Raw genomic sequence first — 14,132 nt, forward strand, 5'->3', positions numbered from 1 at the left:
TTTTAATTTTAGTTTTGTTCCACAATTTTAATCTCCTCCTCACTCAACCCATACAACTCATAAACCATACGGTCAATTTCAGCATCAGTTTTATCAATTTCTGCTTTTAGGGTTTGGGCTTCGGCTTTTTTTGTTTCAAAAACTTCTATCCATTCCATTTCATCCATTTTGGAGAGTTTCTCCCCTCCTACTTTTTTGATAGCTTTATTCAGTTCTTTGATGAATTCTCCAAAATCTAACTCGTGCCAGTTTTGGAGTTTTTTTTGGAGTTTTTCAATTTGGAATTGGGATTTTAAGTACTTACCAAATTTGGTTTGAGAATTTTGGAAAATTGGTTCTTGTTTCAATTTTTCATTTCCAAAATCAACAACTATAGCCTCAATTTTCTTGTCAATTTTTATTGGAATTTGATGTAGCTCATAACCACTTATCGTTGGCATCTTAAATTTATCGTTAAACCACCAGTTAATTAATCTTGAGTTTAAGAGAACTAAGATATATTTTATATTAACCTCAAGTTCATTTTCTATTACTGAGACATTTGTTGTATCAAGGCAATAGTATTGTTGATTATCATAAGTAACTAATAGCTGACCAGAACTATTCACTCGTTGAGTAATGAGTTTTTCAGGAACTTCAAAAAGTTCTTTAGTATGTGGCAAACAACCAACTTTTTCTTTCATCAAATCTGGACGATACCAAACGTACTCCCCAACAAAATCAGTTCTATACGCCTTTATATTTCTCCCTCTAATAACTTTTTTATAATCTTCATCTTTCTTTTCTAAGTATAAGAACCTTTTATCGTTACTTGTTTTAATACCTCTCGTAAATCTCAACAAATAATCTAAACGAAGACTATCTTTAAATAATTTATCTTCAATTTTTTGTTTTTGAGGGGTCCAATCAAAATTTATTATCATCTCCTCGTCATTAAATATAATACTTTTGGGTATATCTACAACGAACTTAAACTCTTCATTAAAAATTGGTACACCGATAAAATCACTACCTTTTTCACATACTATAATAACAGTTTTAACTATCGCATCATGAAATACTCCGTGTTCCAATTCAACCAAGTTATTAATTTTGTAATTATCGAAGAACAACTTACGTAAAGGTGTGAAGCTTGTTGTGCTTACCCATGTATGAGGGAAAATAAATGAAAACCTCCCATTTTGTTTTAATATTTTCGTTGCTATCTCAACAAAAAATGCATATAGATCTGTTTTGTTCTTACAAACCTTTGATGTTTTCTTAAAAAACTCTCTTTCTTCTTTAGGTAAATTAGCAAAATTCACATAAGGCGGATTTCCAATCACCACATCAAAACCACCCTTATATTCTGTTCGAAAAGCATATTCGGCAGTGCAGCACATTTGGCTTATTATTTTGTCGAGTTTTTTGTTTTCTGGTAGTCCGTGCTTTTGGCGGTTGTTGTGTATGTAGTTTATTACATTTTGCAGATCGTTTTCTCCTTTTATTATTCGTTTTCCGAATTTTTGCGTCCATAGGGAATTATATTTTTTCTTTTCGGTATCGCTACTGGTATCGATATTGCTACTACTACTACTACTACCGATATCGCTATTGCTACTACCGATACCGATACCGGACAAGGGGACATGTCCCCTTGTTGTTGTAGTCGTTATCCCATTGGCGATATTATATTTTCGGCCGCTTATTCCTTTTATTTTTCCTACTATTTTCGTTAGTTCGTCTTTTTCGCATACCAATAGCATATGAATGTGATCGCCACATATATTATACTCAATTACATTCAATTTATCTTCTTTCACAATATCTGCTATTGTTTCAGATACGAGTATTTCATTTTCTTCATCTATCCAAACGGCTTTTCCTGATTTAACATAATTATCAAACATTCGCTGCGAATATCTTGAATTATGTGTTGCAGTAGTGATGTGCCAAGCAACTTTTTCTTTTAACTTAAACACTTCGGGAAATTCCTTTTCCCAATTAAAAGCCTTCTCCCCTGCTACCTCCGGATCATCAATCAAAGAATTGCCACATTTAATATTGTTGTTTAGTATAGTCAGCTTACGACCTTTTTGTGCTGTTCTTAACCATAACGAAAGTTTGGCTATTTCTACACTTTCATCGTTTATATCAACTCCGTAAATGTTTTGTTCTAAAATTTGCGTTTCAATATCGCTTAATACTAATGGCGTTTTATGATATTGTGCGCTTAACTCATCAAGGTAGCGATGTTCTTCTATTAAAAATTCTAATGCCTGATTCAGAAAAGCACCGGAGCCACAAGCCGGGTCGCATATTTTTAAATCCAGCAACCACTCTCGGTATAATTGTAGGTCTGCAATTCCTTTGCGTGATCTTTTACTGACTTGCCCAAAACGTTCATCCGTAATATTGAGTTCAATTTTCTCTTCTTTACAGAGTTTACCAATGGTATTATCTACAATGTATTTTGTAATATATTTGGGTGTATAGAAAACACCATCTTTCTTTCGTTTAGTTTTGCTTTTGTCTATCGCCTGCCCTTCTAGTTCGGCAGTGATATTCTCAATTTCGCTAAGTGAATTCTCGAAAATGTGTCCCAAAATGTTTACATCTACTTCGCTCTGAAAATCATAGGCCGTAAGTTTTTCGGTATGTTTCAATAATATTTCATCGTCAATTTTGATATTATCCAAAATCAAATCATCTTGAAAAAGGCCTCCATTGAAAGCAAAGATTTCTGCACGACCTCCCCTTGCCGGACGGCCGGTATTGATAAAACCGAAATACTGCTTATAAATGTCATACAACATCCTGTCTTCTCCCCAATCTGTATCCTGTTTCCATTTTTCAATAATCATCGAAATTGAATTAGGCGGTAACAAACCGCTATCTTCCGAAAAGAAGATGAATAGAAAACGATCAAGCAATTTTTGTGTTTTCTTGAACAGCATGAGTTGTTCATGTTCCGGATGATTCTTGTACATGTTCTGCCACAAGTCCGTTTTAAAAGCTGAATAATCTTTGTAGAGTTGCTTGCTTATGTTTTCCTCTGCTAACAGACTATCTTCTTTTACTTTTAGCGGAACACCATTTAATAAATTATCAGCTCTTAAACACAGCCATAGTATTTTAAATTCGGTTTCGGAAAGGGTAAAAAGGTTAAACTCCAAGTGCTCTACCGAATGATGGATAAAGAAACGTAGCTTTTCAAAATTAGATGTTATAACATAAACACAAGCCGTTTGGTTGTTTTTGTAATTGAATGCCTGAACATTGATTTTATCTAAATCTTTGGTGTCGGTTCCTTTTAGTTCAATAACAGCCAATGCTTTTCCGTCTTGCAAAATAGCACCATCGCATTTTTTTGCTCCTATTTCGTTTTTTAGTTCGGTAGTTAAATTATAATTCGGTTGTGGATTTAAAGTATAGCCCAATATATTCACAAACAATTCACGCAAAAATCCTTCTTGAAACTGTTCTTCTTTGGCTAAGCTAATATTTTGTTGAATAGCCTGATTGTGAAAATAAGCTGTAAACTTTTGATAAGCAGCATTAAGCGTTTTCGTATCCTGTCCTTTTAAGTGTTTATTGAGTACTGAATTTTGAAAAAATGCCATCTAATCCTTTTGGTTTGAAGCAATCAAAAATAAAAATTATAAAAGTACTAATAATTGCAACTAAATATCTATGATTTCAAAAGAAATTATTTTGAACTTGTATCAGTATAACTTTGTAGTACACTGATTAATTTCAACTATTTAATCATTTTTACCACTATCCATAAAAAAAATCAGCGACTAAATACCAAATTTACTTTGGTTTTTAGTCGCTGACAATTTCTATAAAAAAAAATAAAACTATTTAATAATATGAATTGGTTTAATAATAATTTCACCAGTTTTTGAAATTAATCGAACAAAATAAATACCATTGGAAAATTTGCTTATATCAATCGAATGTATATTAGAATTTATTTTTTCAGAAATAATTATTTTACCAATTGAATTATAGACAACTACTCTTTCTAAAATTTGATTTTCCGATGAAATGTAAAACTCATCTCTTGCAGGATTTGGATAAATCTGTATATCATCTTTCATATTTTGATTTCCGATTCCGCTAATAATTTCAACTACAATTGTATCAATATCAGTACAAGCATATTCATTTGTAACAATTAATGTATATTCTCCTGTGCTGAACACCTCAATACTTTCTGTAGATTCTCCGGTTGACCATAAATATGATTCGAATCCGCTATCAGCATCTATTATAAAGGATTCTTCGCTTTCAATAATAGTGTCATTTCCAATAAAAACTGATGGATTTGGGTAAATTTCTAAATTTATTGAACCTTCTGCATTTCCACAATAGTTTGTTACACTAACAGAATAAGTTCCTGCAAGCATTAGTTCAATTGTCTCGCTACTTTCTCCATTTGACCAAATAAATTCTGATCCTGAATAATTTCCAGCATCAAAAATAATTGATTGCCCTTCGCAAATTCCAGTATCATTACCAAGGTCTATAAATGTAGGAAAAACATAGATATTTATTGAGGATTCCTGAGTTTTGCATTCGTTCGTTATTGTAAGTGTATATGTGTCAGCACTTAGTATATCAATTGACTGAGTATTTTCTCCGGTTGACCATAAATAGCTCAATGCAGATATTTGAGGGTCAAGGGTTAGTGAATTTCCACTACAAATAAAAGTATCGTTTCCTAAACTGAAATTTAATTCAGGAATAAAATCAATGTTTACAAAATCGAAAAAGTTACCACAAGTATTACTAATTGTAACAACATAGGCAGCCGGACTCGAAACCTCTATGCTTTGGTTAGTTTCTCCGTTAGACCATAAGTATATTTCATCTGCAAAGCCACAGTCTAAAGTTATTGTATCTCCACTACAAATTGAGGTGTCATTTCCTAAATCTAAATTTAAAGGAAAGTCAAGTTCGAGAACAATATTATCGTATGTAGTTCCACATTGGTTAGTTACAAAAACTTCGTAAAATCCGGCAGTATCAACCAATAATGTTGGAAACATTGAGCCATCTGACCATAGAACCGTTGAATTTGGGTAGCTTGCAACTAATTCTACAGCAGTGCCATAACAAAAAGAAGCATTAGTCCCTAATTCTACTACAGGAAGTGTTATTAGTGATACTTCAATTTCATCAATATATGTTCCGCAAGCATTTGTTACAGAAACACTATATATTCCACCGTTTGTTACTTCAAGCTCTTGTGAAGTTGCTATTATTGCTGAATTTGGAAGAAGAGACCATTGATAATTGTATCCACTATATCCAGGGTCGAGAATAATAGAATTTCCAGTACAGAGATTTTGGTCGGCTCCAAGATTTATTGAAAGTGTATAGTCAAATTCAACATTGATTTCATCAACTTCAATACATTCTCCTCGTGTAACAGTAACTGAGTATGTTCCTGAACTATATACTGTAATAACATCAGTGGTAGCTGTTGTTGACCAAAGGTAAGAATCTGCATTTGGGACAGTCAGACCAATAGTTTGAGCTTGAGTTATACAAATATTTTCAAGATCAACGCCGAGATCTAATTCCATATCATTAAATGAAACGGTAATTGTATCGGTGTGTCCACAAGAATTCTGAATATTTGGAATTTCTACCCAATAAGTTCCTGGTTTATCAACTGTATAATTAGGTCCAGTACCGGAATTTCCCATATTATCGTGCCAAACATAAATTGCACCTGTATTTGTACCTCCATTTGTAGCGTCTAATAATAAAATGTCGTCAGAACATAAAGTTGTGTCAGGTCCGAAATCGACAATATAAGTTGGTAAAACTTCAAAAGTAATGGAAGTATCGTATGGGCAACCATAGCTGTCTGTTACAATAAAATCGACTGATTGAATTCCTGTATCAGGTTCTAAAGTAACTGTTCCACCATTGCTCCCAATTAGAAATTGTGTACTCACATCCCACATTAGCGAAGGGTAATCAGGGCTAAATGTCCAATTAGCCGGGAGAATATTTGGATCGAAATTTATTCCCCATCCAAAAATATATCCATTATCAGAAAGAAGATTGTCTGTAACTTCTATGGTCCATGCTCCATTCAAAGGACACCCTATCAAATTCGTAAGTGGATCAATAGAAGCATAACTTCCTGAAGGTAAGGTGCTATACGAACCAGATTCAGCATTCATTGTTCCATAAGTTGGATTTGCCGACCAGCAATAATCCCAACCAATTCCAGGATTTAAATCAGTATCTACATCAATGGGTTCGCCCAAAAATGTTCCGCCTCCACCCGGATAAGATTTCAATACAACAGATTGTCCATTTGGGCAATCTATAGTAATATGTAAATCGCCAAGGTACGAATGCTCCATATTTGCACAAATTCCGAGAATATCGTTTGCACTTGTCAATGTTTGACCTGTAGCAAAGGCATCGAAAATTAGAGAAGTTGTGTAAGAGGCTCCACTCCCATCTGGCAAAAATGTTGTATCTGCCCAATTTAATTCTGCAGAAACTTCCCATGGACTTGGATTGACTTGACCTATCAGTTGCAATTGATCACCATGACAGATAACAGGGTCGGAAACCATAGTGCCCACAAATGTAGGATCGGTTGCTACACGAACTCTTAAGCCTAAATCGTTTGAGCTAACACAGCCATTTTGGTCTGTTACAGTCAAATCGATGTTATATCCTCCAGGATCATTAAATATTACTGTTTCAGATTGTGAACTCCCGATTGTTCCGTTCGAGAAATCCCATTCGAAAGACGAGTTTAAATTGCTTTGATAATAAACTGCATTATTCTCAAGGAAAATACCGGTTCCAACAAAAGTTATAGCATCGCCAGGACATATATCAATATAATTATTTGCAGCGGTAGGAATTGAAGATTGAAGACCAACATGAATAGTTTGGCAGGGTGTAGCACAACTTATAGCAGCCTCCCAACCAATTGAACTGGCACCGGCTCCTGATGTAAACTCGAAAGTTAAACAGCCCGAAGGATTTGTAGCAGAAGCAATAACACCCATTCCAACAGGTGAAAACACATCGCCAAAAGTTCCAAAACTTGGTGCCGCCGTAGTGGTTCCATTAAAAACTTGCAACTGGTCTCCACTTGAAAGACTAAACAGCGAAAAATCGAAAGAAATGGCTGTACCTGCAGTTGCAGGACAAAAGGTTGTAATCAAACTTTCGCCCGGTGCGTAGTTGCCACCTGCGCCTCCGCTATCAAAAAATGTTCCGCTACATGTTGTTACTGTCTGGCCATTGTAGGTATCCATCTCATAACTTGTTTGCGAAAAACTAATAAGTGAGTAAAAAACAATTATTGAGAGAAATAATATCTTCTTCATAGTATTTTATGTATAAAAATTTCAGATAATTATATTTATTTTTCTTGCGATTCGTCTATTAAACCATAAGATCGACGATAGTCATTATATTTTTCGAACAATTCTTTGCCCGAATAAAAAACAATCATTTTTTGAGTGTTTCCAAGACGGAAATATGTAATTTTCTCGAAATCGAGTTTAATATCATATTTCAGGACATTTACACATTTTATATCTTGATCGTTTCCTAAATCTAAACTTTCCAATTTATTTACAAATTCTTGCTTTTCCGCAGGAAGATCTACAACATAATATGAACTATCAAGAAAAAAGTTATAATACATTATTAATGAAGGATTTTTTTCTTGCAGCATTTCGATATACGAGTTTTCAAAACAATCAAAGAGACGATTGTCCGGAGAAAATATATCTGAAGATTTGTTTTGTGCTGTAGCAGATATGTCTATTATCAGCAAACACAATAGTATAACACTGAAAATTACACCTTTAGGTTTTAACATCATACAAAATTTTATTATTACTTAGTTCGTAAAAGTATTACATTTTTATCAAAAAAATTAATTCAACGAATTGAAGACGATATTAGGGATTATAAGTTGCATAAATCCTAAATCGATATGAATGATTTATCGATTGTTTTTTTAATGAATTCAGTAGAAAAAGAAAAGGGCTTCATAATGAGTGCTATTCCTTATCGATTCAAAAACTTAATAATTCGAATTAGTTAAGCATATTTTTTTTTAATAAAACTAGACCGAGTAGTCTATTAAAAAAAAAATTGTATTTTAGCAAAAAATTAGATTATTAAATTATGAGGAAACAACTTTTACTTTTGAGTTTGATTTTCACAGTGCTTCTGGCAAACTCGCAAAACAAATTTATCTCCTTTAACAAGGAAACAAACAGTTTTTCTGATACTGAACCCCTTCGAGCGATTAATGATAATCACTCAGATGGAATTTCGATAGACTATAAATTTTCTTCCTTTTCTGTTGCAACAAAAGAAGAAATTAGCAAAAATTTTCAAATGATAAGTTTAGAAGGCTTTACTCATATGAAAAATGTTGGGAAGCCTGCCCTACCCTGCCACAACGATTTAGTAGCAATTCCTATAGATGCAAAATACGAAATAGAAATTGTAAAAAAATCCTTTATCAGCAAAAATGGTTATCAGATTTATCCGGCACTAAAACCAGCTCTTGATACTCGTGGAGCGAAAGAACCGGAATTTGAAATTGACGAGGATTTTTATGCAAAAGATATTTTTTATCCTGAATCGCCGGTTGAGATAGTCGAAATTATACAAATAAGAGGAATGAATATTGCAGTTGTTCAAATAAGACCAATTCAATATAATCCGGCAAGAAACGAAATTAGAATATTTTCAGAAATAGAATATAAAGTGAATTTTTCCGGAGGAAAAAATTTTCTGAATCATTCAATTCATTCCGATTTCTTCAAGAAAAATTATGCGAATACTTTCGTAAATAAAAATAGCATTAAAAATGAGATAAAAGAATTTCAGGACAGTAATGTTAATTTGGACAAAAGTTTAAATCCATCAAAAAATTACTTGATATTAACCATTTCGGAATATTTCATGGCTGCACAAAAACTTGCACAATGGAAGCGGCAATTAGGATATTCTGTAGAAATAATTCTCAATAACAATTGGTCAAGCACTTCCGTGAAAAACGAAATTCACACACGATATAGCTTGTGGGATCCAAAACCTGATTATTTTTTGATTATTGGAGACCATGAAAATGTTCCCGGACAAATAGTTTCAAATTTTGCAAGCGATCTTTATTATGCATGCATGGATGGTGCTTCTGACTTTACCCCAGATATGGCATATGGACGAATTTCAGTGAAATCGGGAGCAGAGGCACATTTAGTTGTTGATAAAATAATTAATTATGAAAAATACCCGGTAACAAATGCAAATTTCTATTCCAATGCTTTAAATTGTGCATACTTTCAAGAATCGAGTACCAATGGATATGCCGAACGCCGATTTGCACAAACCAGCGAAGATGTTTACGATTATATCAGTAATAATACTACAATAAATGTAACAAGAGCATATTACACAGGATCTAATGTCGATCCAACAAACTGGAACAATGGTTTATACTCGGCAGGCGAACCACTACCAAGCTACCTTTTGAAACCAACTTTCCCATGGGATGGAAATGCTACACAGATAATAAATGAAATTAATAATGGAGTTTTTTATGTTTTGCATCGCGACCATGGTTTTGAAAACGGATGGGGAGATCCATATTTCGATAAAACCCATATCGACAATTTAACAAACGGAAGCTTATTGCCAGTTGTATTTAGTATTAACTGCTTGACAGGCAAATTTTTGGAAGACGAATGCTTTTCAGAGAAATTTCTTAGGAAAGCAGATGGTGGAGCAGTTGGAGTTTTTGGCCATGCGGAAGTTAGCTATAGCGGATATAATGATGCTCTGGCAATTGGCTTTTTTGATGCCATTTGGGCAAACCCGGGAATGATTCCTGAATTTACAGGCTCTGGCGGAATTTCAAATCCGAACTATACTGCCCATGATCCTATAGTAACAATGGGAGATGTCAAAAATCATGGACTTTTAAGAATGACAGAAACCTGGGATATTAATCAAACAACAAGCGAACTTATCCACTATTTTGGCGATCCGGCAATGAAAATGTGGACAGAAATGCCAATACAAATTACAGCTACAAACGATACTTCGGTAGTTTGTGGGACTATAGCTTCACTGTCTATTTCGAATTGCTCATGCCTTGATGCTATCGCAACTTTTGTTGTGGACGACGAATTAATTGAAACAATCCAATTAGTAAATGGAGCAGGAACAATAAATTTAGATCCTATTGCCGGACAATTGGGTTTGCTTACCATCTCGAAGCACAATTTTAAACCTTATGTCGATACAATTACGATAGTTGGAGATTGCCCAAAAGCAAAATATTTTATCGGTGAAAGCATGTTTTGTCTTGCCGATAGTGTAAGCTTTTTTGATAGCTCGACAGGAAATATTACTTCATATGAATGGGATTTTGGAATAGACGCTATTCCTGCAACAAGCACAGTTTCAGGACCTCACAATATCCAATATCTTTCGTCGGGCGATAAAATAATTACATTAACTGTAGTTGGACCAGGAGGCTCCGATTCTGTTTCAAAAACTATTGCAATAGACGAAAATTGCAAATTCTATGTACCTGCAAGTGGTGTTAATTCATCGGATTTCTGTTTTGGAAAACTTTACGATAATGGCGGCGATGGAAATTATACAGACAACACATACGGTACTTTCATAATTCAACCCGATGGAGCCTCAAGCATAGTGTTAGATTTCAGTTCATTTCATTTCGAATTAGATTTTGATACTCTATTTATTTACGATGGCGATATTTCTCTTGGGAATTTAATTGGTGGCTATACAGGAACGTCTATGCCAAATGGAGGAACAATAGTTTCGACATATGGTTCAGTAACTTTAATACAAAAAACAGACGCTGGCGTAACCGAATCGGGCTTCGAATTAGATTGGGGATGTAATTATCCGAATACGCCACCTTTACCGGATTTCTTATTTTCAAATGAAGAAAGTTGCGATGGTATAATTGAATTTATGGATGCTTCAATGAATGGACCAACAGAATGGTTGTGGAATTTCGGAGATGGTACGTTTTCTACACTTCAAAATCCACTGCATGTATATAACACGAACGGGATTTTTGATGTAACACTTATCAGTATAAATAGTTTTGGCAGCGATACTATTATAAAATCACAAATTATAATTATTGATCGTCCGGAATTGCCCGTGATTGAAGATATCGCCGTCTGTAGCGAAGGGCAAGTAACTTTTTCGGCAAATGCCAGCGGAATTGTTAATTGGTATTCAGATTCGCTCGCTACAAATTTCCTTGATACAGGTTCTTCATATACCTCACCATTTTTAATTGAAACTACTAGTTTCTACGCAGAGAATGTAGTTGAGGCTGCGTCTCAATTTGGTGGGAAATTTGACAATTCCGGTGGTGGTTCTATGTTTACAGCAAATGCTTCTCATTATTTGGTTTTTGATTGTTTTGCACCCACTATCCTAACTTCTGTAAAAGTTTATGCAGATGGCACTTCAAATAGAATTATTCAACTTAGAGATGCAAATTCAATAGTTCTTGAATCAACATCAATTTCAATTCCTGATGGAGAAAGTAGAATTACTTTGAATTGGGAAATTCAGCCAGGAACCAACTATCAGTTAGCCGGACCAACTTCCCCCTCCCTTTATAGAAACAATAATGGAATAAACTATCCATATGATATTGGTGATTTAATAAAAATAAAACATAGCAGTGCATCAAGTAGCCCTTATGGCTATTATTATTTTTTCTACGATTGGGAACTAAAAGGTCAAGATTGTTATAGTCCTCTTACTGAAGCTACCGGACATGTCTTTATTAATATGCCGGTTTGTGATTTTGATTACATTTCAGTTGATACGTTTGTAACTTTCAATAATTTATCAAGCGATTGTTTCAATGTTCTTTGGAATTTTGGTGATGGAACATTTTCAGAGCTTGAAAATCCGGTACATACATTTGCTGAAGGAAATTATACCATTGGCTTGACAGCTATAAATCCATGCGGAAGCGATTCCATTACAAAAGAAATTGAAATAAGTATTGGCAGCAATATTGCAGAGCTTTCAAATATTTCAGAAATAAAGATTTTTCCAAATCCTGCAAAAGAGCAGGTCAATATTAGTTTTAATTCTCGCTCCGAGCAAAATATAGAAATTGGAATTGAAAATATTATTGGTCAATCGATTTTTAATAAAATTTTAAAATCCTATAATGGGGAATTTTCCGAAACTATCTATACAAGAAATCTACCAAAAGGAATATACATTCTGGGAATAAGATCAAACAACTTTAAATCTACCAAAAAAATTGTAATTCACTAAAACATTACCCAACTGAATAGCATAAATTGAATTACAAATTACCAAAAGCGTAGAAAATAAATTCTACGCTTTTTTCTTTTAAAAAATATGTGAAATCTTTTTCAACACAACTCATACAATCACCCAAAACTACGCTCACGCTAACATATAGTCGGTGTGATTAAAAAATAACAAGATAACTATTTAGAAAGTTTAACTCAGCTCGCACGGATTTGCAATCCGTGTAGATATTTCCGTGAAATTTCAATAAAATTTTCAATTTTGAAAAAAGAAGTGAAAACTATTCTTACATTTGTTTGGAGAATACATAGATATAACCGCTTCTTTGTCCAATATTTTTTTGCCTCAGTCCTGAAGGAAGAAAATATTGGACAAAAAAGCTAGATTGTAAGAAATATAGTTAAATTCGATAATATGTATTATGGTAGTAAATCTTTCACTTTTCAAAAACATTGAGGTAATAAACAATCTTGAAAGTGTTTTGCAACAAATATCTAATTTATATAATGCAATGTAACAAACCGATTTGTCGGGAAATCATCCTTTAGGACAGAGGCAAAATTTGCCGACAAATCGGTTTGGGGTCAAAACAATATGGATTTCTGAATAGAGAACTTTCTATACATTGGCTAAGCGAAGTTTTCAAACTTCGCTTTCTAATAACTACAATTTCATTTTTTCAAACAAAACCAAAAAACTATTCCTACATTTGTTTTGTGAATACTGAGATTAGAACATACAAATGCCTGGTGGAAAATAGCTATTTTGGACATGCGAATTGCAAATCTGCACGAGCTGGGAATCAATAAATATTGCAAGGTAATGAAAAATCGATTAGTCATAATGGTAGTAATTCTTCTCTTGGCAATTGCCTTTAATTATTGTGCTTCTAGTAAATATTTGTGGTATAAAGCTGTTCGGAATGTAGGCATTGTTGAAATATCACAAGATAGTATTTTGTATTTCTATCCTCAAAAATGTAGCATGAAGGTAGCAAAAGGAAAACTTAAGAAATTGGACAAAAAGCAACTAGTTTTTATTTCTGAGTTCAATATAGACTCAGCAGATATTTTTGTTAATGAAGATACTAAAACTTCAAACCTTAGGTATTTTAATATGAAAAATTCCAATAATTATCTTGGTAAATTTGGAGCTTATGGATATGTAGATGAGTATAACAAATTCACTTTAGTAATTAACAATAAGGACAGATATGAAATTAGAGATTCATTGGCTCTAATGTATTATAATGACATTAAGAGCCTTTATATAGAATATGAAACGTTTAGGCCTGTTGACAATAATATACTTAAAACAAAAGAATACTATGTTAAAAATAAAAATGCTAATTATTTCAATATTGAGACTGATTTTAGCGATTATTTTGTATATGCAGAAAAAAGAATTGACACTCTAGAATTTCTCCCATTCTATCGTTTAAAAATAAATGACATGGTTTTTCGCCGTGTATTTAATGTTAAAGAATCACAATTATTTCATGATCGTTTTGTTTATTAATCCGTCAGCATGAATTTGCAATCCGTGTAGATATTTCCGTGAAATTTCAATAAAATTTTCCATTTTGAAAAAAGAAGCGAAAACTATGCCTACATTTGTTTGGAGAATACTTAGATATAACCGCTTCTTTGTCCAATATTTTTTGCCTCAGTCCTGAAGGAAGAAAATATTGGACAAAAAAGCTAGATTGTAAGAAATATAGTTAAATTCGATAATATGTATTATGGTAGTAAATCTTTCACTTTTCAAAAACATTGAGGTAATAAACA

5 protein-coding genes are annotated in these 14,132 nt (G+C 33.3%); 2 read left to right on the plus strand and 3 right to left on the minus strand.

Features of this window, described 5'->3' with window-relative positions; translation table 11 throughout:
- Window positions 1–8: 8 nt before the first annotated feature.
- The 3 genes from HN894_03065 to HN894_03075 all read right to left on the minus strand — a co-directional run bounded on the left by HN894_03065 (window position 9) and on the right by HN894_03075 (window position 7,861).
- Window positions 9–3,602 carry an N-6 DNA methylase gene (locus HN894_03065; GenBank protein MBT7142292.1) on the minus strand — a complete coding sequence of 1,198 codons (3,594 nt, stop codon included), beginning with the start codon at window positions 3,600–3,602 and terminating at the stop codon, window positions 9–11.
- Window positions 3,603–3,842: 240 nt separating this feature from the next.
- A complete protein-coding gene (locus HN894_03070; GenBank protein MBT7142293.1) occupies window positions 3,843–7,358 on the minus strand; it encodes a T9SS type A sorting domain-containing protein in 3,516 nt (1,171 codons plus the stop codon).
- 35 nt (window positions 7,359–7,393) lie between these two features.
- Window positions 7,394–7,861, minus strand: coding sequence for a hypothetical protein (locus HN894_03075; protein MBT7142294.1), 468 nt, complete (start codon window positions 7,859–7,861; stop codon window positions 7,394–7,396).
- A 308-nt stretch (window positions 7,862–8,169) separates the two neighbouring features.
- Here HN894_03075 and HN894_03080 point away from each other — a divergent pair, with 308 nt between their 5' ends.
- Together HN894_03080 and HN894_03085 are read left to right on the plus strand one after the other, a co-directional pair.
- Entirely contained in the window at window positions 8,170–12,345 is a 4,176-nt protein-coding gene (locus HN894_03080; GenBank protein MBT7142295.1) for a T9SS type A sorting domain-containing protein, read from the plus strand.
- A gap of 822 nt (window positions 12,346–13,167) precedes the next feature.
- On the plus strand, window positions 13,168–13,863 hold the full coding sequence (locus HN894_03085) for a hypothetical protein (protein ID MBT7142296.1): 696 nt from the start codon (window positions 13,168–13,170) through the stop codon (window positions 13,861–13,863).
- Window positions 13,864–14,132 lie beyond the last annotated feature (269 nt).

Source organism: Bacteroidota bacterium, assembly GCA_018692315.1.
Lineage (GTDB): Bacteria > Bacteroidota > Bacteroidia > Bacteroidales > JABHKC01 > JABHKC01.

What these genes read in the sequence shown, in the direction of transcription:
- HN894_03065 (MBT7142292.1), bottom strand. Translation starts at nt 3,602, where the DNA reads ATGGCATTTTTTCAAAATTCAGTACTCAATAAACACTTAAAAGGACAG.
- HN894_03070 (MBT7142293.1), bottom strand. Translation starts at nt 7,358, where the DNA reads ATGAAGAAGATATTATTTCTCTCAATAATTGTTTTTTACTCACTTATT.
- HN894_03075 (MBT7142294.1), bottom strand. Translation starts at nt 7,861, where the DNA reads ATGATGTTAAAACCTAAAGGTGTAATTTTCAGTGTTATACTATTGTGT.
- HN894_03080 (MBT7142295.1), top strand. Translation starts at nt 8,170, where the DNA reads ATGAGGAAACAACTTTTACTTTTGAGTTTGATTTTCACAGTGCTTCTG.
- HN894_03085 (MBT7142296.1), top strand. Translation starts at nt 13,168, where the DNA reads ATGAAAAATCGATTAGTCATAATGGTAGTAATTCTTCTCTTGGCAATT.